Origin of the sequence: Agathobaculum massiliense (genome assembly GCF_900291975.1) — a bacterium.
Lineage (GTDB): Bacteria > Bacillota > Clostridia > Oscillospirales > Butyricicoccaceae > Agathobaculum > Agathobaculum ammoniilyticum.
In genome coordinates, this window is record NZ_OMPN01000001.1 from 565,599 (window position 1) to 586,982 (window position 21,384).

At 59.3% G+C, this 21,384-nt stretch carries 21 protein-coding genes; 2 read left to right on the forward strand and 19 right to left on the reverse strand.

Annotated elements, in window-relative coordinates; translation table 11 throughout:
* Positions 1–6: 6 nt before the first annotated feature.
* Positions 7–426 (forward strand): nuclear transport factor 2 family protein, encoded by a 420-nt coding sequence (locus tag DBQ51_RS02805; protein ID WP_054326117.1) that lies wholly within the window; start codon positions 7–9, stop codon positions 424–426.
* Positions 427–484: 58 nt separating this feature from the next.
* On the opposite strand, the gene DBQ51_RS02810 is transcribed toward DBQ51_RS02805, so the two are convergent.
* Positions 485–811, reverse strand: coding sequence for a helix-turn-helix domain-containing protein (locus DBQ51_RS02810; protein ID WP_054326116.1), 327 nt, complete (start codon positions 809–811; stop codon positions 485–487).
* Between the two features lie 122 nt (positions 812–933).
* On the opposite strand from DBQ51_RS02810, the gene DBQ51_RS17325 reads away from it, so the two are divergent.
* The gene (locus DBQ51_RS17325) at positions 934–1,056 is read left to right on the forward strand and encodes a hypothetical protein (RefSeq protein WP_262563880.1); all 123 of its coding nucleotides are present in this window, start codon (positions 934–936) and stop codon (positions 1,054–1,056) included.
* 64 nt (positions 1,057–1,120) lie between these two features.
* Here DBQ51_RS17325 and rnc read toward each other — a convergent pair whose 3' ends face one another.
* From rnc to DBQ51_RS02900, 18 genes are all read right to left on the reverse strand, one after another.
* Positions 1,121–1,789, reverse strand: coding sequence for a ribonuclease III (gene rnc, locus DBQ51_RS02815; RefSeq protein WP_054326115.1), 669 nt, complete (start codon positions 1,787–1,789; stop codon positions 1,121–1,123).
* A 66-nt stretch (positions 1,790–1,855) separates the two neighbouring features.
* Positions 1,856–2,869: a phosphate acyltransferase PlsX gene (gene plsX / locus DBQ51_RS02820; RefSeq protein WP_054326114.1), complete on the reverse strand. Its 1,014-nt coding sequence runs from the start codon at positions 2,867–2,869 to the stop codon at positions 1,856–1,858.
* A 1-nt stretch (position 2,870) separates the two neighbouring features.
* Complete coding sequence (gene trmFO / locus DBQ51_RS02825) at positions 2,871–4,175, reverse strand: methylenetetrahydrofolate--tRNA-(uracil(54)-C(5))-methyltransferase (FADH(2)-oxidizing) TrmFO (RefSeq protein ID WP_107630715.1); 1,305 nt, start codon at positions 4,173–4,175, stop codon at positions 2,871–2,873.
* Entirely contained in the window at positions 4,168–6,633 is a 2,466-nt protein-coding gene (gene topA / locus DBQ51_RS02830) for a type I DNA topoisomerase (RefSeq protein ID WP_082396709.1), read from the reverse strand. Before topA ends, trmFO begins: the two co-directional genes overlap by 8 nt.
* Positions 6,634–6,759: 126 nt before the next feature.
* The gene (dprA, locus tag DBQ51_RS02835) at positions 6,760–7,977 is read right to left on the reverse strand and encodes a DNA-processing protein DprA (RefSeq protein WP_107630716.1); all 1,218 of its coding nucleotides are present in this window, start codon (positions 7,975–7,977) and stop codon (positions 6,760–6,762) included.
* Positions 7,978–7,990: 13 nt separating this feature from the next.
* A complete protein-coding gene (locus DBQ51_RS02840; RefSeq protein ID WP_054326111.1) occupies positions 7,991–8,752 on the reverse strand; it encodes a TrmH family RNA methyltransferase in 762 nt (253 codons plus the stop codon).
* 2 nt (positions 8,753–8,754) lie between these two features.
* Positions 8,755–9,411, reverse strand: coding sequence for a potassium channel family protein (locus tag DBQ51_RS02845; RefSeq protein ID WP_107630718.1), 657 nt, complete (start codon positions 9,409–9,411; stop codon positions 8,755–8,757).
* A 71-nt stretch (positions 9,412–9,482) separates the two neighbouring features.
* Entirely contained in the window at positions 9,483–10,850 is a 1,368-nt protein-coding gene (locus DBQ51_RS02850) for a TrkH family potassium uptake protein (protein WP_242977808.1), read from the reverse strand.
* Positions 10,851–10,922: 72 nt separating this feature from the next.
* Positions 10,923–12,434, reverse strand: a complete 1,512-nt coding sequence (gene lysS, locus DBQ51_RS02855) for a lysine--tRNA ligase (RefSeq protein ID WP_107630719.1) — start codon at positions 12,432–12,434, stop codon at positions 10,923–10,925.
* Between the two features lie 40 nt (positions 12,435–12,474).
* The gene (gene greA, locus DBQ51_RS02860; RefSeq protein ID WP_054326109.1) at positions 12,475–12,948 is read right to left on the reverse strand and encodes a transcription elongation factor GreA; all 474 of its coding nucleotides are present in this window, start codon (positions 12,946–12,948) and stop codon (positions 12,475–12,477) included.
* Between the two features lie 132 nt (positions 12,949–13,080).
* Positions 13,081–14,247, reverse strand: coding sequence for a S41 family peptidase (locus tag DBQ51_RS02865; protein ID WP_107630720.1), 1,167 nt, complete (start codon positions 14,245–14,247; stop codon positions 13,081–13,083).
* Positions 14,248–14,310: 63 nt separating this feature from the next.
* The gene (locus DBQ51_RS02870; protein WP_054326107.1) at positions 14,311–15,489 is read right to left on the reverse strand and encodes a murein hydrolase activator EnvC family protein; all 1,179 of its coding nucleotides are present in this window, start codon (positions 15,487–15,489) and stop codon (positions 14,311–14,313) included.
* Positions 15,490–15,521: 32 nt separating this feature from the next.
* Positions 15,522–16,406 carry a permease-like cell division protein FtsX gene (ftsX, locus tag DBQ51_RS02875; protein WP_054326106.1) on the reverse strand — a complete coding sequence of 295 codons (885 nt, stop codon included), beginning with the start codon at positions 16,404–16,406 and terminating at the stop codon, positions 15,522–15,524.
* Entirely contained in the window at positions 16,403–17,083 is a 681-nt protein-coding gene (gene ftsE, locus DBQ51_RS02880; protein WP_054326105.1) for a cell division ATP-binding protein FtsE, read from the reverse strand. The genes ftsX and ftsE overlap by 4 nt, the downstream gene beginning before the upstream one ends.
* A 168-nt stretch (positions 17,084–17,251) precedes the next feature.
* Complete coding sequence (locus DBQ51_RS02885) at positions 17,252–18,343, reverse strand: PucR family transcriptional regulator (RefSeq protein WP_054326326.1); 1,092 nt, start codon at positions 18,341–18,343, stop codon at positions 17,252–17,254.
* Between the two features lie 197 nt (positions 18,344–18,540).
* On the reverse strand, positions 18,541–19,278 hold the full coding sequence (locus DBQ51_RS02890) for a pseudouridine synthase (protein ID WP_107630721.1): 738 nt from the start codon (positions 19,276–19,278) through the stop codon (positions 18,541–18,543).
* A 186-nt stretch (positions 19,279–19,464) separates the two neighbouring features.
* Positions 19,465–19,953 carry a DUF4830 domain-containing protein gene (locus DBQ51_RS02895; RefSeq protein WP_107630722.1) on the reverse strand — a complete coding sequence of 163 codons (489 nt, stop codon included), beginning with the start codon at positions 19,951–19,953 and terminating at the stop codon, positions 19,465–19,467.
* A 121-nt stretch (positions 19,954–20,074) separates the two neighbouring features.
* Positions 20,075–21,277 (reverse strand): FprA family A-type flavoprotein, encoded by a 1,203-nt coding sequence (locus tag DBQ51_RS02900; RefSeq protein WP_054326102.1) that lies wholly within the window; start codon positions 21,275–21,277, stop codon positions 20,075–20,077.
* Positions 21,278–21,384: the final 107 nt, after the last annotated feature.

Here is a 21,384-nt window from a genome sequence, read left to right on the forward strand (position 1 = left end):
AAGCACATGAATGAAAGAGAGCAAACGGTCCGCCTGTGGTTTGATATGTGGCTGCAGGCAGAAGATCGCGGCATTACGTCTATTTTTGCGCCGGACTGCATATACACTGAAAGCTGGGGGCCGGAGTATCACAGCGCGGCACAGGTCAAGCACTGGTTCGAGGAATGGAACACGCGGGGTCGGGTGCTGGTCTGGGATATCCTCCGGTTTTTCCATGCGGAAAACCATACCGCAGTCGAATGGCGCTTCAAAAACCAGATGCTGGACGGACGGGTGGAAGAATTCGACGGTTTTTCGCTCATCCGCTGGACCGCGGACGGCAAAATCGCTTCGCTCAAGGAGTTTGGCTGCAATATACACACCTATGACCCATATGCGAACGGCCCTGCGCCTCGCTTCCGGCAGGAAGGCGCGCGCTGGTTTTAACCCCATTCTGTCCAAGCAAAAAACTGATCTCGGAACAAGGCATCTGCCCTTTCCGAGATCAGTTTTGTTTCATTAAAAAAAGCTTGAGCACCTCTTCCGCCAGCCTAAGCTCGCGCGCGGAGCAGCGGTCAAGCATATCCTGCACCGCCGACGCATCCCCACGCGGCTCGCCCTCACCCAGCACGATGTACTCCATCGGCAGGTGCATGGCGCGCGACAGCTTAATCAGCGTATCCAGTGACATTTGCGACGTGCCAACCTCAAGTTGGCCGTAATAGCCCATCCCAATATCCGCCAACTCCGCCATTTTCTCCCTCGTCAGCCCCAGCTCGGTCCTGCGCTGGCGCAGGCGGTGGCCCATGTCGATCAACTGCTGTTTCTGCATTATTTTTCAGCACCTCTTTTTTGTTATTGTAAAACAGATGCCTTTATGTTAGAATATGCTATAAGATATCTTTTTATGTTATCTATTTTTCTTTGAATTGCCTCTGTGCAAGGAGATGCCCCATGAAAGACAGCAGCGCAGAAAAACCCCGGGCTGGAACCGCCGAACAGGACCTCCGCGCGCTCGCGGCGGTAATAGCGGCCGTGACCCGTCTGATCAGCGGAACGAGAAAAAAGCCGGAATAAAACCGCAAAAGCGCCCCGAGTAATCGGAGCGCTTTTATTCTCTATTCCCTTGCATCGGCGGCCGTCACGCTTCCCCCATCATTTCCAGGGCTTTTTTAGCCGCCATCTGCTCGGCCTCCTTTTTGCTCCGTCCAGTGCCGGACGCGAACACATTGGAATTGAGCAGCAGTTCCATCGTAAAGCGCTTATCGTGATCCGGTCCGGACTGACCGGCCAAGCGGTATTCCAGCGTTTCCTGCTTGTTCTTCTGCACGATCTCCTGCAGGATGGTCTTATAATCCTTGAACGCGCCACCTGCCAGCGCGAGCTCCACCTTTTTCGGGATAAAGCGCAGCACGAACGCGCGCGCGGGCTCGATACCGCCATCCAGGAAAATGGCGCCCAGCAGCGCCTCGGTCGCATCCGCCAGAATGGACGGCCGCCCGCGGCCGCCGCCCGTTTCTTCCCCATGACCCAGCCTGATCTGTTCCGGAATACCGAGTTCCCTCGCGATCTCGCACAAGGCGCCCTCGCATACGACCGCCGCGCGCAGCTTGGTCAGTTCACCCTCCGGCAGATCCGGATAATGCGTGAACAGGTAGTCCGCTGTAACGAAGCCCAGTACGGAATCGCCAAGAAACTCCAGCCGCTCGTTATGGTGGAGATGACTGCCCCTATGCTCGTTCGCATAGGAGGTATGTGTCATCGCTGTTTGGAACAGCGTTACATCCTTAAACTTATAATTCAGCTCCAATTTCTTTCACCTCGCTTTCCAAACCGTCCCCTCCGGCCGGCAAGCCGGCGGGCAGCGTACAGCCGCTCATTCGACGGTCATATATGCTATGTTTTCCGAAACCGCGTCGATCATACCCGATTTTGTATAGGCGATCGCCTGCCGAACGGCGTTCATCACCGCGATCTCATTGGAGGAGCCGTGCGCCTTGATAACCGGCTTGGCGATCCCCAGGAACGGCGCGCCGCCGACCTTGTCCTGATTGAACAGCTCGCGGAAATCGTCCATACCCTTTTTACAGGCCAAATAGCCCAGCTTGGTCGCCAAATTGCGCATGAACACGGTTTTGATCTCGCCCGCCATAAACTTGGCCACGCCCTCGATGGTCTTAAGCATCACGTTGCCCGAATACCCGTCGCACACCGCCACGTCGCACGCGCCGAGCGGCACCATGCTTCCCTCCACGTTACCGACAAAGTTGAGCCGGCCCTCGTCGCCCGCCTTTTTGAGCAGGGTGTACGCCTCCTTGCGCAGCGGATCGCCCTTGGTGTCCTCCGTGCCGTTGTTCACTAGGCCGACGCGCGGGCGGTTGACCCCACCTATCTTCTCCGCATACAGCGAGCCGAGAAACGCGAACTGCAGCAGCATCTCAGCCGTGCATTCGGTGTTCGCGCCCGCGTCGCACAGCATGACCTGGCCTCCCTTGCAGGGCATGACGGGCGCGAGCGCGCCGCGCCGGATGCCCTTGATCCGGCCGCCGAACAGGGTCGCGCCCGTGAGCAGGGCTCCCGTGTTGCCCGCGGAAACAAGCGCGTCGCCCTCACCCGCTTTGAGCAGCTTGAACGCCACCGCCATCGAGGAATCCGGCTTTTTGCGCAGCACAGTCGCCGGATCGTCGTGCATATCCACCAAGTCGGAGGCAGGCATGATAGTCACGCCCTGCGTATCCTGCAGCCCCTTCTCCTTCAGGACCGCCTCGACCGTTTCCGACCGGCCGACCAGCAGCACTTCCTCGCCATATTCCCGCGCAGCCAGCGCGCCGCCCCAAACGGCGGACTCCGGCGCGTTGTCGCCGCCCATTGCATCCACGATGATTTTCATGTCAAAGCTCCCCTTTCAGACTGTCGATTTTTGCAAGCGCCCGCTCGGAAATCTTCAGGTTTTTTTCCCGCTTGCCCTTGATTTTATAACCCAGCGGCTCAATGATGCCGAAATTGATGTTCATGGGCTGGAATTTTGTTACCGTATGATCCGAGATGTAGCATGCCAGCGCACCGACCGCAGTCTGCCGGTCCAGCGCAGGCATGGGCCTGCCCTGTGTTTCGCATGCGGCGGCCACCCCCGCCGCCCATCCCGAGGCAGTGGACTCGATATAGCCCTCCACGCCGGTCATCTGCCCGGCAAAGCGGATGCGCGGATCTGCCCTCAGCGCGTAGGTCGCGTCCAGCAGGCGCGGCGAATCCAGGAACGTGTTGCGGTGCATCACGCCGTAGCGCATGAATTCGGCGTTTTGGAGCGCTGGGATCATGGAGAACACGCGCTTTTGCTCGCCCCATTTGAGGTGGGTCTGGCAGCCGACCAGGTTGTACAGCGTACCCTGCGCGTTGTCGCGCCGAAGCTGAAGCACCGCATACGGATCCCTGCCCGTCCTGGGGTCGGGCAGGCCGATGGGCTTCAGGATGCCGAAGCGCAGCGTATCATACCCGCGGCGGGCGTTGACCTCGATGGGCATACAGCCCTCGAACACCTTGGAATCCTCAAACCCGTGAACCGGCGCTTCCTCGGCCGTGGTCAGTGCGTTCCAGAACGCGTCGTACTCCTCGCGGTTCAGCGGGCAGTTGATATAGTCCGCCGTACCCTTGCCGTAGCGCGAGGCCGCGTAAGCGGAATCCATGTCGATGCTCTCCGCGGTCACAATGGGCGCGGCCGCGTCGAAAAAGTGCAGGAAGTCCCCGCCCACCTTGCGGTGGATGGCCTCAAACAGCGCGTCCGAGGTCAGCGGGCCGGAGGCAACGATTACTCTGCCCTCCGGTATCTCGGTCACTTCGCCGGATATAATCGCAATGTTCGGATGGGACTTGATCTTCCCGGTCACCGCGCGGGCGAACGCCTCGCGGTCAACTGCGAGCGCGCCGCCCGCTTCCACGCGGTGCGCGTCCGCGCAGGCGAGGATCAGGCTGTCCAGCCGCCGCAGCTCCTCCTTGAGCAGGCCTGCGGCGTTGGTCAGTTCGTCTGACCGCAGCGAATTCGAGCAAACCAGCTCGGCGAAATCGTCCGCGTGATGCGCCTCCGAGCGTTTTTCTGGCTTCATCTCATGCAGGCGCACGTTAACGCCGCGCTGCGCAAGCTGCCAGGCCGCTTCGCAACCCGCCAGCCCCGCGCCGATCACCGTTACAAACTCACTCACCGGCGGCCTCCTTTGCCTTGATAGACTTACGGGCCTTTGCCTTTGCCGCTTTCTCTGCGGCTTTTTCTGCCTCGTATTTCTCCAGTGCCTTGGCGTACTGCGCCTGCTGGGCCTTGGTCAGCGCCTGCACATCCTCGTCCTTCAGCTTTTTGAAGCGGTTCGTGGTCTTGGTCATCCACGGCACCTGCTTTTTTGCCGCAGGCTTTTTCGCCGCGGCGGGCTTTTGGGCTGGCGCGGCTTTTTTCGATGTCTCTCCGCCCTCGCCCGCGGCTTCCGCCGCTGCCTTGGCCGCCGCGCGTTCGGCTGCTTTCGCGGCGCGCGCTTCGCGGCGCTGGCGGTTCTTTTCCGCCTCCTCGGGCGGCAGGCCCTCCTTAACCAGCTCGGTATAACCGCAGCCCTCGCGCAGACACACGTCCGTGACCTCCTTGGAGTCGCGGTCGGTGTGGCGGAACAGCGAGGAGTCGCAGTTCGGGCATTTGCTTCCCAGCGGCTTATCCCAGGTCATGAACTGGCACTCCGGATATTTTTCGCAACTGTAATACACATAGCCGCGCGCGGATTTCTTTTTGACCACCTTGGCCCCGCACACCGGGCAGGCCGCGCCGGTGTCCTCGGTGATGGGCTTGGTATTGGTACACTCTGGGAAGCCCGGGCAGGCCAGGAACTTGCCGAAACGGCCGGACTTGATAACCATATTGCGGCCGCACTTTTCGCAGATCACATCCGTGACCTCGTCCTTGATCTTGATGCGTTGGCCCTCCAGATCGATCTCGGCCTGCCCCAGCGCCTTTTCAAAGTCGTCATAGAAATTGTGCAGGAGCTGGATATAGTTGAGCTTTCCCGCCTCTACTTCGTCGAGCTGCTCCTCCATATTGGCGGTAAACTCATAATCCGCGACCGACTTGAACTCGTCCACCAACAGGCCGGTTACGCCCTCGCCGAGCGGCGTAGGGCGCAGCGCCTTGTTCTCCTTGGTCACATAGTCGCGGTCGAGGATGGTGGAGATAGTCGGCGCATAGGTGGACGGGCGGCCGATGCCTCGCTCCTCCATCGCACGGATGAGCGAGGCCTCGGTATAGCGTGCGGGCGGCTGGGTGAAGTGCTGCGACGGGTCGAGTTTTTCGACCGAGAGGGTATCGCCCTCCGCAAAGCGCGGCAGGGGCTTGCCCGCCTCGCCCTTCTTCTCGTCGTCCGTGCCCTCTTCGTAAACCGCGGTAAAGCCGGGGAAGGCTACCGTGTGGCCGGAGGCGCGGAACACCTGACCCTCGCACACAATATCCGCTGAAACCGTGTCCAAAATCGCGTCCGCCATCTGGCAAGCGACAAAACGCGACCAGATGAGCTTGTACAGCTTATACTGGTCGGGCGAGAGGTACTGGCGAATCTCGTCCGGCAGGAGCTTGACGTCGGACGGGCGGATGGCTTCGTGCGCATCCTGCGCGTTCCCCTTGGTCTTGAACACGCGCGGCTTGCCGGGGTAGTACTCGTCCCCATAGCGGCCGCGGATAAAGCCGGCGGCGGCAGCGGTGGCCTCGTCGGCTAAGCGCAGCGAGTCAGTACGCATATAAGTGATCAAACCGGTCAGTCCGAACTCGCCCAGTTCGATACCCTCGTACAGTTCCTGTGCGATGCTCATGGTGCGGCGCGGGGTCATGTTGAGCTTGCGGCTGGCCTCCTGCTGTAAGGTGGAAGTGATGAACGGCGGCGCGGGCGTACGCTTTTTCTTGCCGCGCTTGATCTCGCTCACAGTAAAGGGCTTGCCGGATACCGCGTCCACGACCGCCTGCGCTTCGGACTCGTTTTTCAGCTCGGCCTTGCCGGTCTGGTCGCCGTAGTAACGCGCGGTGAAGCGGCCGCCGTCCGCGGTCTGCAGCAGCGCCTCGATAGTCCAGTATTCCTCGGGTACGAACGCGCGGATCTCATTCTCGCGGTCTACCACCAGACGGGTGGCCACGCTCTGCACGCGCCCTGCGGACAGGCCGCGCTTGACCTTGCGCCACAGGAAGGGCGACAGCTCGTAGCCCACGATGCGATCCAGGATGCGGCGTGCCTGCTGGGCGTTGACCAGGTCGATGTCGATATCGCGCGGATGCTCGATCCCATACTTGACCGCAGGCTTGGTGATCTCATTGAAGGTCACGCGCTTGGAATCCTTCTCCTTAAGCTTGAACAGCTCCTTGATATGCCAGGAAATCGCCTCGCCCTCGCGGTCCGGGTCAGTCGCAAGGTACACGAAATCGCTTTTGCGGATCTCACTGCGGATTTCCTTGATAATTTTATCCTTTCCCTCGATCGGCACATATTCCGGCTTGAAATCGTGCTCAAAATCGACACTCATTTTCTTTTTCGGCAAATCGCGCAGATGCCCCATCGACGCCTTGACCACATAATCCGAACCGAGGTATTTGCCAATGGTCTTGGCCTTGGCTGGGGACTCCACGATGACTAATTTTGACATAAAAACCTCCAAAGCATGGTTTTGGAAAGCCGGCCGGCATCCGGTTTTCCAAGGCCGCTCGCAAGGCGGCTATTTCTGCGCGCCTGACGGCGCGTTTGATGCGATCCTTGGGCAATACGGCGGCTTTCACCTGCCGCCCATTACCAGCCTGCCCTTTTCGCGGCGCAGAACGCCGTCCACCTCCAGCATGGTGACCAGCGCCATCACGCGCGGCGCAGGCAGGCCGCAGCGTTCGATCAGCTCCTCCGGCGTTGATACACCCTGCTGCACCAGCTCCGCGATGCGGCGCTCTTCGCCGCGCAGCGTTTCCGGCAGGGCTGTCGGCGCCTGCTTCTGACCGGTCTTTGCCGGCGGCTCCTGTTTATTGCCGCCCGATCCAGCCTCCCGCCCTGGCGCCGCTGGACGCATGTCGGCCTGCCGCCGGGGCGTCTGCTCGGCACGGCGTGCCGCCGGAGGTACGCGCAGCAGTCCGTTATAGGCGCGGACCAGCGCCTGCGGGCTGCGCAGCAATGCGGCTTCGCCTTTCTCGATCAGCTCATTACACGCCTTGGACTGCGGCGCGTCCAAAGCGCCGGGTACCGCGTATACGTCGCGCCCCTGATCGAGCGCGTGCCGTGCCGTAATCAGTGCGCCCGAGCGGTAATCCGCCGCCTCCACGATCACCGACGCGACCGAAAGGCCGCTGATGATGCGGTTGCGGTCATGGTAATGCGCGCCTTTCGGCTCGGTGCCGGGCGGATATTCGCTGACGACCGCGCCGGACAACAGGATATCCCCCATCAGCCCCCTGTGTCGGGGCGGGTAACACACATCCACGCCGCCCGCCAACACAGCGACCGTCAGCCCGCCTGCGCGGAGCGCGCCGCGGTGCGCCGCTCCATCGTTTCCCAGCGCCATCCCACTGACCGTGATAAATCCCGCGCGCGCCAGCGCCGTGCCGATGCTTTCCGCAGTCTGCAAGCCATACGCGGTCGCTTCCCGCGTGCCGACCACGGCGATGCCGGGCGTAACGTCAAAATCCGGCCATCTGCCACGCACATACAGCACCATGGGCGGGTCCGCGATCGCGCGCAGCCGGTCAGGATAGGCGCTGTCGCCGGCCGTGATAATCTGGATCCCCCGTTCCGCGCATTCCCCGATGATCCGTTCCGCTTCCGCGGTGTCCTTATCGCATAATGCGTCGACCTGCGCCTTGCACAGCCCGCAGGGCGCGGTTGCCAGCATTTTCCGATCCGCGGCATACAGCGCGTCCGGCGACCCGAACGCACGCAGGGCTTCCGCAGCTGCGCGCGAACCCAGTCCTCGCCGCAAGGAAAGCCATACATAACTCAGACGTGACGGCATACTGCACGCCTCCTCATTTTGTCATTTCATAAATCACGATAGCCGCCGCCACGCCCGCATTGAGCGACTCGGCGCGGCCCGCCATCGGAATAATCACCCGTTTGTCGGACAGGTTAAGCGCGCTCTGCGAAACGCCCCTGCCCTCGCTGCCGATGATGACCGCCGCCCGTTCCAGCGGCACGGTGTCCAGCGGCATGCTGTCCGCATGCAGCGCAGTCGCATAGACTGCAAGCCCCGCTTCCCTCAGCTGCTCCACCGCATCCGCGAGCGGCAGCTGCACGCACGGCAGGCGGAACACCGCGCCCATCGTCGAGCGCACGACCTTGGGGGAAAAGGGATCGGCACAGCCCTCGCACAACACGACGGCGCCGAGCGCGAACGCTTCGGCGGTTCGTAAGATCGTGCCAAGGTTGCCCGGGTCCTGCAGCCCGTCCAGCAGCAGCACCTGCCGCTTCCCCTGTAGGTCGCGCGCCTCCCACTGCGGTTGGCGGCATGAAAACACCACGTTCTGCGGCGTTTCCACATCGCTTGCCAGCCCGAACAGGGCGTCCGCCGCGCAGTACAGCACGGCCCCCTGTTCCGCCGCATGGTCAAGCAGGGCGTCCTGCCAGCCCTCCCGCGCCAGAAGGGTTTTCACCCGCGTGCCGGAGGCCAGTGCTTCCCGAAGCATTTTCTCTCCTTCGCACAGCATTTCCCCCGTGCTCCTGCGGTACTTCTTTTCCCGTCCCAGCCGCGCCAGATGGCGGAGCGCGGCGTTCTGGCGGCTCTGAATCACGGTCAATTCATTTCCACCACCTTGTTGACATTGTCATTCGTTCCAATCACGATCAGGACATCGTCCGGCCCTATGATCTGATCGGCCGCAGGCGATACGTTCACACTGCCACCCTCGCCGTGCCGGATCGCCAGCACGTTAATCAGATACCGCGCCCGCACATTCAACTCGCCGAGCGAATGCCCGATCCAGCTTTTGGGGGTGTGTATCTCCAAAATGGAGAAATCATCCGAGACGCCGATATAGTCCACAACATTGGTGCGCGCGAGGCGCTGCGCCAGCCTCTGCCCCATTTCGATCTCGGGCAGCACCACGCGGTCCGCGCCGACGCGCTCAAGTACGCGCGCATGGATAGGCGCTATCGCCTTGGCGACGATATACTGCGCACCCAGTTCCTTGAGCATCACCGTGATCAGAATGCTGGCTTCCATATCCGCGCCCACGGCGACCACGCAGCAGTCAAAATTGCGCGCTCCCACCGAGCGCAACACCGCTTCGTCCTGTGCATCACCCTGTATGGCCTGCGTGACCTGATCCGAAATATACTGGACGTTTTCCGCGTCAATATCGAGTGCAAGCACCTCCTGCCCGAGTGCTGACAATTCCTGCGCGACCGACGCGCCAAAGCGGCCAAGCCCAATTACCAAAAAAGATTTCATCACAAAGCCCCTTATCCATCGTTATCTTCCCACCGCGCACTGCGCGGCGTCAATTCCATAAAGCCCTGGCTTTATCCCACCATCACATTGCCCTCCGGATACTGCAGCTTGGGCGGCTCCCTGTGCCGCATCAGCACACTCACACCGAGCGTAAGCACACCTACGCGTCCCAAATACATCAGCACAATCAAAATCAGGCAGGAGGGCGTGTGCAGCGACGGCGTCAGCCCCATGGTCAGGCCGACCGTACCAAACGCGGACACCGCTTCAAACAAGCACTGATGCAGCGGCGCGTCTTCGATATAGGCGATCGCACAGGCGCCGCTCAGACTGACTACCACGCCGACAATCAACATGGTGACCGCGTTCATAATGCTACGCGGTGTAATCGTGCGCCCGAACGCCGACACCGTGATCCGCCCGCGCAGCGCGGAAGCTGCGGAAAGCAGCAGCACTGCCGCTGCGACCGTCTTAATGCCGCCCGCTGTGGAGCCCGGCGAACCGCCGATCAGCATGAGCAGGCAGGAAACCGCCTGTGCCGGCCCGCCGAGCGCGGCCTGGTCGATCGTATTATACCCCGCCGTGCGCAGCGTGACCGATTGGAACGCCGCGGCGAGCACCTTTTCCGGTCCGGAAAGCGCGCCCAGCGTCCGCGGGTTGTTCCATTCAAACAGCAGCGTCAGCCCGAAGCCCAGCAGCAGCAGCGCCGCCGTTGTCACCAGCACCAGCTTGGTATGCAGGCGGAAATGCCGGAAGCTGCGCTTATCCCAGATATCGCCCCAGACAAAAAAACCCAGGCCGCCGATCACGATCAGCGCCATAATCGTCAGGTTGACCAGCGGATCCCCCACATAATCGACCAGCGATAAAAACGGCGCGTCCGGCGTTCCCAGCAGGTCAAAGCCAGCGTTGCAGAACGCGGACACCGAATGGAAAACGCCCATCGAAAGCCCTTTAAAAAAGCCGAACTGGGGAATAAAGCGGCAGGACAGAATGACAGCGCCCGCCGCCTCAAACGCAAAGGTCCCGTACAGCACGCGCCGCGTCAGCCGGACGATGCCTGCGTTGTCCGTCAGGTTCAGGCCCGCGCTCATCACCATGCGCTCGCGCAGCGTAATGGTGCGGTGCGTCAGAAACGACGCGATGGAGGCCAGCGTCATAAATCCCAGGCCGCCGATCTGGATCAGCAGCAGGATGACCGCCTGACCAAAGCTGGACCAATGCGTCGCTGTGCCGACCCGTATCAGGCCGGTCACGCAGGTGGCGGAGGTGGCCGTGAACAGCGCGTCCAAAAACGGCGTGGCCTCCCCGCTGCGTGCCGAGACCGGCAGGGCGAGCAGCACGGCCCCCGTCAGGATAATGGCGAGAAAGCCCAGCGCCATGACCGTTGTCGGTCGCATGCGGCGCATACGGCGGTTATGCAAATGCAGGCGGTTCATTCCCGAATCCCCTTTAGATACCAATATACCGAAAGCCTGAACGGTTCCGTCCAGGCTTTGCAAAGCGTTTTTTTACTCCATGCCGATGGGCTTCATCGTCGGGAACAGAAGCACGTCGCGGATGGAAGCGGAGTCGGTGAGCAGCATAACCAAGCGGTCGATGCCCATGCCCATGCCGCCCGTCGGAGGCATGCCGTATTCCAAAGCATTGACGAAATCATCATCCATCATATTGGCCTCGTCGTCGCCCGCGGCGCGCAGCGCGGCCTGGCGCTCGAAGCGCTCGCGCTGGTCGATCGGGTCGTTCAGCTCGGAGAACGCGTTGCACAGCTCCCTGCCGACGACAAAGCACTCGAAGCGCTCGGTCAGGCGCGGGTCGGCGGCCTTCCTCTTGGCCAGCGGCGAAACCTCGACTGGGTAATCCATAATAAAGGTCGGCTGGGTGAGGTTGGCTTCGACAAATTCGTCGTAGCACAGCGCAAGCAGGTCGCCCCAGCTTTCCTTGCCCTTTTCTGTCTCCACGCCCTTAGCCTTGACCGCGGCAAGGGCTTCTTCCGCGTCCATCGCCATAAAGTCCAAGCCGGCGTATTCCTTGACCGCGTCGGCCATGGTCATGCGTTTCCAGCCTTTAGCGAAATCGATCTCCGTCCCCTGATAAGTGACCTTGGTCGTACCCAGCACCTTTTCGCACACATGGACAACCATATCCTCGGTAATGTCCATCATTCCGTGGTAATCGGTAAACGCCTGATACAGTTCGATGGTGGTGAACTCCGGATTGTGCTTGGTGTCCATCCCCTCGTTGCGGAAGATGCGGCCGATCTCGTATACCTGCTCAAAGCCGCCCACAATCAGGCGCTTGAGGTGCAACTCCGTCGCGATGCGCATATACATATCGATATCGAGCGCATTATGGTGCGTGATGAACGGACGCGCCGCCGCACCGCCCGGGATGGTGTTCAGGCAGGGCGTCTCGACCTCCATAAAGCCGCGGGAGTCCATAAAATTGCGGATCTCGCGCACAATAGCCGAGCGCTTTTCAAAGGTATCACGCACCTCCGGATTGACGATCAGGTCAACATAGCGCTGGCGGTAGCGCATATCGGTATCCTTGAGGCCGTGCCACTTTTCAGGCAGCGGCGCCAAGTTTTTGGAGAGCAGCGTCAGCTCATGCACAGCAACCGAAATCTCGCCCTTCTGGGTGCGGAACACCTCGCCCTCCACGCCGATGATATCGCCGATATCGAACTTTTTATAGCCCTTGTAGACCTCATCGCCCACGTTATCCCGCTTGATGTAGAGCTGCAGGCGGCCATACCGGTCGGACAGGTCGGAGAACGATGCCTTGCCCATGATGCGCTTGCTCATCATGCGGCCGGCAAGGCGCACGGTTTTGCCCTCCAGCTCCTCGAAACGCGCGTGGATCTCATTGGTATGATGGTCGCGTTCAAAGCGCACCTGCTGATACGGGTCCGCGTCCGCGGCCTGCAGCTCCGCCAGCTTTTCGCGGCGGATGCGCTTCAGCTCATGCAGCTCCTCTGCAGTCTGCTCGTGCTGCTCCTGTGCCTGATGCTGTTCTGCCATGTCTTTTTTCACCTTACTTTTCTATTTTGATCCTGCCGGATCACTTCTTAATATCCATGATCTGATATTTTACCATGCCGATCGGCGCTTCAACCTCGACCACTGCGCCGACCTTTTTACCCAACATGGCCTTGCCGAACGGGGATTCATCCGATATCTTGCCCTCCATCGGGTCGGCCTCCTGCGAGCCGACAAAGTGGTATTCCTCCTCCTCGTCCAGTTCGAGGTCTTTCACCACAAAGCGGCAACCGGGCGATACCTCGTCCGCCGCGTAGGTGTCGCCGGAAACGACGACCGCCATTTTGATGATCTCTTCCAGCTCGGCGATGCGCGAATAGAGCTTGCCCTGCTCGTTCTTCGCCTCATCATACTCCGCGTTCTCCGAGAGGTCGCCAAAAGAACGCGCTTCTTTCAATTGCTCCGCCACCTCGTCGGCGCGGGTCGTTTTCAGATATTCCAGCTCTTCTTTATAAGAATCCAGACTTTCCTGTGTCAGCTTGATTTCTTTTGCCATGTTTGCAAACCCTTCTTAATCTTGATAATCGGCGCGAAGCGGCCGTACAGTACTCCTTATTATAGGTAAGGATGGGCGCGCTGTCAAGCGAGCCCGAAGATTTTTGCCTATTTTTCTCGCATCCGCACCGCTTTATGTAAGCAGTTCACAGGCTTTTTGAAGCTGCGGGTCATTTTCCGGTATCAAAAAATAGAAGTCCGCCTGCTGCGCCTCCGTCAGGCCCACCGAAACGTCCGGCGCGACCCCCACGCCGGCCAAGCTGTTGCCTTCCGGCGTATAATACTGCTCGACCGACAGATTGACAGCCGAGCCGTCGGATAGGCGGAACGTCTGCTGCGCCCGCCCCTTTCCGGTCGTGTGCGCGCCGACCAGCGGGCCGCGCCCGTATTCCTGCAACGCCGCCGCGAAAAATTCCGCCGCCGAGATCGACTGCTCATCCACCAGCACCGCGACCGGCAGGTCGGTCATCTCCGCGTCTGATGAGTATACGGTTTCATGTCCATCCTTGGTCCGTAGCGTCATGATTGTACCCTCCGGCAGCAGCGGATCGAGCATTTCGCTCATTTCCTTGACGCGGCCGCCCCCGTTGTGGCGCACATCCAGCACCAGCGCACGCGCCCCGTCCGCGATCAACTCGTCCAGCGCGTTTTGGAACTGTTCCGCCGCGCCGACATGGAAATTCTCGATGCGGATATAGCCGATCCGGTCCGCAAGCATCTCTCCCCACGCCATTTTCTGCACCACGACCGCACGGGTCATGGTTTCGTCGCGCGTCCGTCCGTCTTCGCCCGACCGCACGGTCACGGTGACCTCGGTCCCCTCCTCGCCCTGGATCGCTCCGATCACGGCATCCGCGCCATCCGCCTTGACGGTCAGTCCCTCCGCGCCAACGATCCAATCGCCTTTGCGGATGCCGACCTGCTGCGCGGGCGACGCATCATATACCAGGCTGATGCGGATGCCCTGCCCCGACGTCACCACGGACACGCCGATGCCGCAGCCCTTGCCCTCCGTATTCATCTGGTAGCTTTCATACCGGTCGGCCGGAATGTAGCCCGACCACTGATCACCCAAGCCGGTGATGTAGCCCACCGCCGCATAGTCCGCGACTGTCTCCGCGTCAAACGCGCCGACATAGTGTTCGGCGGCGATCGCGTCGATCTCGCGCAGCTTGTTCTGCACCGCCTGCGTACGCCAGCCGAACGCCGCATAGCAGCACGCGATACCCGCGGCGCAAGCCATCAGGCAGAGCGCCAGCGCCGTTCCCAATGTGATCTGTGTTTCCCGCAGTTTTTTCATATTCCGCAGCTTCCCTCCAAAAAAGGGAGAGGACGCGCCGCCCTCTCCCCTTATGTATGACTGTTAAAAGTAGCTCTTCGGGTCGACGGTAGAACCGTTGACATAAACCTCAAAATGCAGGTGCGGACCGGTCGAGTTACCGGTCGAACCGACATAGCCGATCACCTGGCCCTGTGTGACCACATCGCCCACCGACACCGCGAACGAGCTCTGGTGTCCATAGGCGGTCATCAGTCCGCCGCCGTGGTCGATAACCGTATAGTTACCGTAACCGGAAACCCAGCCCGCGGTGACGACCGTGCCGGACGCCGCGGCCAGGATCTGTGCGCCGTAGCCCGCGGGGATATCCTCGCCCGCGTGGAACTTGACCGTTCCATAGATCGGATGGACACGGTAGCCGTAAGCGGAATTGGTCGTGGTGCAGCTCGGGGTCGGCCAGATCAGCGTGCCGTCGCCCATCGGAACCGAGCCGTTTGCAGCGGACTGGCGGGACAGCTCGGCGATCTGATTGCTGACATCCTGCATCTCGCTTGCAATGCGGTCGTATTCCTCTTCGCTCTCTGCCTTGTAGGCCTCCAGGCTCTCCTGCAGGGCGGCCTGTTCGGCTTCGCTCGCCGCCAGCTCGTCCACCTTATAGCTCAGGTTCTTCTGGTATTCCTTCTGAGAATCCTGCGTATTCTGCAGGTCGTCACGCTTCTGCTCGATATCCTCCTTCGCCGCCGTATACTCCGCGACCACCTTTTTATTGTAGTCCATCACGTCGGTGATCATTTCAATGCGCGTGAGCATATCGGAAAAGCTGGAGGAATTGAGCAGCACCTCCAGATAGCTCGTGTCGCCCAGCTCATAGGTCGTGCGCACGCTCTTGGCAAACTGCGCTTCCTTTTCGGAAAGCGCATCCTCCGCCACTTCCAGCTCTGAGGTCTTGACATCGATCTGCTCCTGCAGGCGGTCGATATACGCCTCCACGGTGGTGATCTCTTCCTTTGTCAAGTCGATCTCGCTCTGCAGCGCGTCCCGCGTAGCCTGCACATCGTTCGCCTCGCGGGTCAGTTCGGCGATCCGCTCTTTCACCGCCGCCTTTTCATCCTCCAAGGTCGACAGCTTATCCCGAAGAGAATCCGCATCCTCCGCCGCGGCTGCGAACGTCAGGCTGGAGGCCAGCATGGAAACCAGCATCGCAACCACCAGGATACCGGCGATTACGCATGAAATGATCCGCACGGTCCTTTTCTTCATCATAATGTTTCTGCTCCTTTGCTGTTTACCAGGGGTTACACATTCATAAACTTGCGGATGCTCGTTACCGAGCCACCGATGCCGAACAGCACGCCCGCGCCAAGATATATCCCCAGCACCAGCATGCGGACGCTGTCAAACGCAGCAACCTGGAAATAGGGGATCACATCACCGACGACCCGCGCCATTTCGTTATACAGGCCCCACTCGGCGAAAAACGCCAGCCCGCCGGACAGCAGGCCGAGTACCATGCCCTCGATCACGAACGGCCAGCGGATAAACCAGTTTGTCGCGCCCACCATTTTCTGGATGGATATTTCCTCCCTGCGCGCGAACATGGCCAGCTTGACCGTATTGGCGATAATGAAAATAGAGATCAGCGTCAGCGCCACGACCATGGCCAGCGAAATGATATTGAACACCCGCTGCACCTGGATCAGCTTGGAGATAACCTCCTCATCTGCACGGATGCGGTCGGTCCCCTCGACCTGCTGGATCTCCTCGATGGTCTGCTCCGCCTGCGTCGGATCTTTCAGGGTAAAGATATAGCTGTTGCGCAGCGGATTGTTGCTGGAATCAAAGTCCGCCAGGATATCGGCATCCTCGCCAAGCTGCTGGCGGTAGATTTCCAGCGCCTCATCGCGGTCCTCAAAATCGACCGTCGCAATATTGTCGATCCGCTCGAATTCCGTGGCGAGCGCCCTCGCTTCGCGCGTGGTCAGGCTATCGTCGATGAATACCACGATCTCATTCGACTGCTGCAGGTCAATAATGCTCAGGTTAATATTATATGCGATCAGCGTGACGGTTCCTGTCAAAAGCAGACAGGCGATCATGATGATCACGGCCGCGATCGACATAAACCCGTGCTTGAAAATATTGCGGAAGCCTTCCTTCCAGTAGTAACCAAAACTTCTCATAACTGATAGTACCCACCTGTCTGGTCGCTGATGACCTCGCCCTTATCAATGACGACGACACGCTTTTCAAATTCATCCACCAAGCCCTTCTCATGGGTGACAATCAGGACGGTGGTTCCCAATTCGTTGATTTTTTCAAACAGCGTCATCAGCTCGAGCGAACGCGCCGGATCGAGGTTGCCGGTCGGCTCGTCCGCAATAATCAGCCGCGGGTTATTGACAAGCGCGCGCGCGATCGCGACGCGCTGCTGCTCGCCGCCCGAAAGGTTCAGGGGTTTTTCATGCGCTTTTTCCGACAAACCGACCAGATCAAGCACATACGGCACGCGTTCCTTGATTGCTTTCCCTTTTGCGCCGATTGTGCGCATGGCGAACGCGACGTTCTCATACACCGTTTTGCTGTTAATCAGCCGGAAATCCTGGAACACCACGCCGAGCGTGCGGCGCAGGTATGGGATCTGGCGTTTTTTCATTTCACCGATATTGTAGTTATTGACCAGCACCCGCCCCTCGGTCGGCCGCACCTCCGCGGTCAGGAGCTTGATCATCGTCGTTTTGCCGGAACCGGACGCGCCGACCAAAAAGACGAATTCGCCCTCGTCGATGCGCAGGTTTGCTTTGTTCACCGCACGGGTGCCGTTATCGTACACCATGGTGACATCGTTCATCCGTATCACTGGCAGTCCTCCCCGGAGCCTTGCATTTGCAAAAAAAGACAAAGGTGCATGCGCTTCATACACCTTTGCCTATTATAACAGATATTCCCCGATCGCGCAAGACGACAACAACTGCCAATCCGGAACACGATCCGGTTTTTTTCGTGAAATTTTTGTGAACTTTTGCCTTCAGCGGCTGTTTTCCTCACGGCTTGCCAGATATTTGCGCACCATCAGCGCAACCTTGAACACAATCGCGTGGTCAAATTCCCGCAGATCGAGTCCGGTCAGCTTTTTGATCTTTTCCAGACGGTACACCAGTGTATTGCGGTGTACAAACAGCTTGCGGGAGGTTTCCGACACATTGAGGTTATTTTCAAAGAACTTCTGGATGGTAAACAGCGTTTCCTGGTCGAGCGAGTCGATCGATCCTTTTTTGAACACTTCGGACAGGAACATCTCGCACAACGTGATCGGCAGCTGATAAATCAGGCGACCAATCCCCAGATTTTCAAAGCTGATAATGCTCTTTTCCGTATCAAAAACGCCACCGACCTCGATCGCGGTCTGGGCTTCCTTAAAGGATTTCGCAATGTCCTTCATCTGCGAGGAAACCGAGCCGATGCCGATCAGGCATTTGACCGAAAGCTCGCTTGCGAGCGTCTCCTCAATGCTTGCGGCGATCTTGGCCAGATCCCTGGCCTCGCTGCCCGACTTGACCTCCTTAACGACGACGATATCGCTTTCAGATATATGCAGGACAAAATCCTTCTGCTTATCCGGGAACATGCCGGATACGACATCGATCGCCGCCACATCCGCAGGGGACTGCTGCCGCACCAGGAATACAACGCGCGGCACGTCGTTGCCGAAATGCAGCTCGCGGGATTTGATGTAGATATCGCCTGGGAGGATATTATCCAAGATAATGTTTTTTACGAACGTCGCCTTGTCATGCTTTTCGTCGTAAAGTGTTTTAATATTATTGATGGATACCGCGACAAGCGAACAGATGCTGCGCGCAAGCTCATCCTCGCCCTGCACGAAAACGGCATATTCCAGCCGAGTCGACCGCTCTCCGGTAATATGGTAGGTATAGCCACCGAAGCGCACGATTTCGCCCGCAAATCCCAGCTCGGTGATCGCTTCCTCACGCATTTCGCCGATCCGAGGCAGATCGGTACACGCAACGACCGCGCCGCTGGCATCCACAATACCGATAGTACGGTCCACCGTGTCCTTCATCTGCAAAACAATCGACTGGAACAATCTCGAAGCCATTTCCATCACCTTTCCCGTCTTTTCCGCCTGTGGCGGTCATAATAGTTTCTCCCGAAAACGCTTATTTCCTTGCTTAGCATCCCCAGCTCTGAACATTCTTCACAAGAAGCCAGCATTCCCTCTGTGCATTTTAAGTAATTATATCACAGAGTTCTACATTTTTGTACAAATTTTTTCAAATTTTTTTGGCAATTTTTTCAGCCGATCGGTTCATCTTCCGGCTCCTGCCGCAACAGGACAACCTCCTCCTCCCGCAGCAGCCGGTATTCCCCCGGCGCGAGCTTTGGATCGAGCGACAGCCCCCCCAGCCTGACCCTGCGCAGGTGCGCCACCACCCCGCCGGCTGCCGCGACCATCCGCTTGACCTGATGGTATTTCCCCTCCTGCAACGTGATCCGCACACATTGTCCGCACGCCGCCGGAACGTGTTCCAGCTTGGCAGGGCGGCAAACCGTACCGTCCTTCAGCGTCATACCCTGCGCGAAGCGCTGCACCGCGTCTTTGGCCATTTCCCCCTCGATCTCGGCCTCGTACACCTTGGAGACATGCCGCGCCGGACTCATTAGCGCATGGCTGAGCGCCCCGTCGTCCGTTACGATCAGCAGCCCCTCGGTGTCCTTATCCAGCCGTCCGACCGCAAACAAGCCACGCCGCTCGTTCTCCGGAAAAAGCCCGAGCACTGTCGGGTGCCGCGCGTCCCGACTCGCCGTGATCACACCGGCGGGCTTATTGAGCATGTAATACCGCTGCGCGCGGTAGCGCTGCACCTGCCCGTCCACAGAAACCGCCGCAGTCTCCGGATCGAGCTTGGCCGCCGGATCGCGGACCACCTGCCCTTCCACAGACACACGGCCGGCGCGGATGAGCGCCTGCACTTCTTTCCGGCTGCCGCAATTGAGGTGGGTGAGCAATTTATCCAAACGCATCTGGGCCATTTTGTGCCTCCCGACAACCCATTACTGGCTATAGCATACCACTTTTTCGCATATTGCACAATAGGGAAATGCAAAAAAAGTGCAATCCCCTGAAAGTCACCAATAGGTGTCCTAAACCCTACCGTGTTTTTTCGTGGAATTGCACAGTCAAGTAAAAACGCGCCCGCATGGGCGCGTTCGGGCGCGTTATTCCGGCATCTCGGTAATACCGTGGACGAATCCATCCGCTTCCGGCGCGCTGATATCCGCAGCGATCAGCCGGTTGCGCCGAACCAGCAGGTTGGCGACAACCCCCTCCTGTCCGGTCGGGTATTCGAGCAGCTCGTAGGTATAGAGCGTTGCCCGTTTCCCCTGATAGGGCGTCAGGTCCAGCCCCTGCCCGAGCTGGATCGCGTTGTACGCCTGGTATGTGTCGTCAAAGGTTTTGGGGATCTGCACCTCGCGCTCGCTGCGCGGCTCCGCCTCCACCTTCCAGCCGTAGCTTTCCAGTAGCGCGACGCGCTGCTCGTTGTTTTTCAGCTTTGTGTCCAGGTCCACCTCGCCGGCAGCCGCCTGCGCATCGACCGTTTCCGCCGCCTTCGGCATAAGTGCGGTCACGCCCAGCACCACCGCGCCGATTACCAGCACGCCCGCTATCGCTTTCTTTACTGACACCTTGGTTGCATAAACGATCATGGCATTGTCCCTCCTGCTTTTGCTCTATCCTATGCATCCTGGGCGCAAAGCAGAACAGGCTTTTCTCCGTCTCGCACAAAAAAACAGGCTGCCGCATGCCGGCGGCAACCTGTCGAATGGTTTATTGTATCTGCGCCGCAATCTCCTCCGCCAGCGCCTCCAGTGCGGCGAGCTGACCCTCCGCCAAAGCGGACTTGAGCGCGACCGCGCCTTCCAGCACGGTCATGTTCTTCATGCTTTCCAGCACGGTCCGCATATGCTTCGCGGAAACCGGCGCCCATGTGCCATTTTCCAGCAGCGCCACCGTGCGGTTCTGCAGGTTCAGCGCCTTCAGATCCGCCAGATAGGCCTCCATACGGGGATACAGTCCGCCGTTGTAGGTCGGCGCCGCCAGCACCAGATGGCTGCAGCGGAAACTTTCCGCGACCAGCTCGGATACATCGGTCTCCGAAACATCATACATCGCGATGCTGCGCACACCTTTTTCCGCCAGCAGGCCGGCCAGTACATTGGCCGCGTTTTCCGTATTGCCGTACAGGGTGGCGTAAGCGATCAAAACAGCCTTATCCTCCGGCTGATAGGTGCTCCACAACTGGTATTTTTCCAGCAGCAACGCCAAGTGCCCGCGCCAAACCGGTCCGTGCAGCGGGCAGATGGTTTCGATATCCAGCGCGGCCGCCTTTTTCAGCAGCGCCTGCACCTGCGCGCCGTATTTGCCGACAATGTTGGTGTAATACCGGCGCGCGTCGTTCATCCACGCGCTGTCGAAGTTGATTTCATCGTCAAAAATATTGCCCGCCAACGCGCCGAACGTACCGAACGCATCCGCAGAAAACAGAAGCTTGTGCTGCTCGTCATAGGTGACCATTACCTCCGGCCAGTGGACCATGGGCGCCATGATGAAATGCAGCGTATGCTGGCCGGTGGAAAGCTTGTCCCCCTCGGCAACGACCAGCGCGCGGTCTTTCGCATCCAGGCCGTAGAACTGCGCCAGCATGGACAGCGCCTTCGCGCTGCAGACGATTTTCGCCTCCGGATAGCGGCGCAGCATTTCGTCGATCAGGCTGCAGTGATCCGGCTCCATATGCTGAACCACCAGATAGTCCAGCGCGCGCCCGTCCAGCGCATATGTCACGTTTTCACAGAACAGGCGGCCGATCGAATCGTCCGCCGTATCGAACAGCACGGTTTTTTCGTCCAGCAGCACATAGCTGTTATAGGATACACCGCGCGGAATCGGGAATAAATTTTCAAACCGGCTCAGGCGGCGATCACTGCCGCCAACATAGATGAGATCGTCCTTGATCTTTCTGGTACTGTGCATCGCACGACACCTCCGAAATAGTTTCTGTTAAAATTATAACATATAATTTTACAGCCGTCTACCCTGCCAAAACAAACGAAAGCATAAAAAAACAGGGCAAAAAACCT

Excerpts from the sequence above, each read along its gene's own strand:
- DBQ51_RS02805 (WP_054326117.1), top strand. The coding sequence starts at position 7 with ATGAATGAAAGAGAGCAAACGGTCCGCCTGTGGTTTGATATGTGGCTG.
- DBQ51_RS02810 (WP_054326116.1), bottom strand. The coding sequence starts at position 811 with ATGCAGAAACAGCAGTTGATCGACATGGGCCACCGCCTGCGCCAGCGC.
- DBQ51_RS17325 (WP_262563880.1), top strand. The coding sequence starts at position 934 with ATGAAAGACAGCAGCGCAGAAAAACCCCGGGCTGGAACCGCCGAACAG.
- plsX (WP_054326114.1), bottom strand. The coding sequence starts at position 2,869 with ATGAAAATCATCGTGGATGCAATGGGCGGCGACAACGCGCCGGAGTCC.
- topA (WP_082396709.1), bottom strand. The coding sequence starts at position 6,633 with ATGTCAAAATTAGTCATCGTGGAGTCCCCAGCCAAGGCCAAGACCATT.
- dprA (WP_107630716.1), bottom strand. The coding sequence starts at position 7,977 with ATGCCGTCACGTCTGAGTTATGTATGGCTTTCCTTGCGGCGAGGACTG.
- DBQ51_RS02845 (WP_107630718.1), bottom strand. The coding sequence starts at position 9,411 with ATGAAATCTTTTTTGGTAATTGGGCTTGGCCGCTTTGGCGCGTCGGTC.
- DBQ51_RS02850 (WP_242977808.1), bottom strand. The coding sequence starts at position 10,850 with ATGAACCGCCTGCATTTGCATAACCGCCGTATGCGCCGCATGCGACCG.
- lysS (WP_107630719.1), bottom strand. The coding sequence starts at position 12,434 with ATGGCAGAACAGCATCAGGCACAGGAGCAGCACGAGCAGACTGCAGAG.
- greA (WP_054326109.1), bottom strand. The coding sequence starts at position 12,948 with ATGGCAAAAGAAATCAAGCTGACACAGGAAAGTCTGGATTCTTATAAA.
- DBQ51_RS02865 (WP_107630720.1), bottom strand. The coding sequence starts at position 14,247 with ATGAAAAAACTGCGGGAAACACAGATCACATTGGGAACGGCGCTGGCG.
- DBQ51_RS02870 (WP_054326107.1), bottom strand. The coding sequence starts at position 15,489 with ATGATGAAGAAAAGGACCGTGCGGATCATTTCATGCGTAATCGCCGGT.
- ftsX (WP_054326106.1), bottom strand. The coding sequence starts at position 16,406 with ATGAGAAGTTTTGGTTACTACTGGAAGGAAGGCTTCCGCAATATTTTC.
- DBQ51_RS02885 (WP_054326326.1), bottom strand. The coding sequence starts at position 18,343 with ATGGCTTCGAGATTGTTCCAGTCGATTGTTTTGCAGATGAAGGACACG.
- DBQ51_RS02890 (WP_107630721.1), bottom strand. The coding sequence starts at position 19,278 with ATGGCCCAGATGCGTTTGGATAAATTGCTCACCCACCTCAATTGCGGC.
- DBQ51_RS02895 (WP_107630722.1), bottom strand. The coding sequence starts at position 19,953 with ATGATCGTTTATGCAACCAAGGTGTCAGTAAAGAAAGCGATAGCGGGC.
- DBQ51_RS02900 (WP_054326102.1), bottom strand. The coding sequence starts at position 21,277 with ATGCACAGTACCAGAAAGATCAAGGACGATCTCATCTATGTTGGCGGC.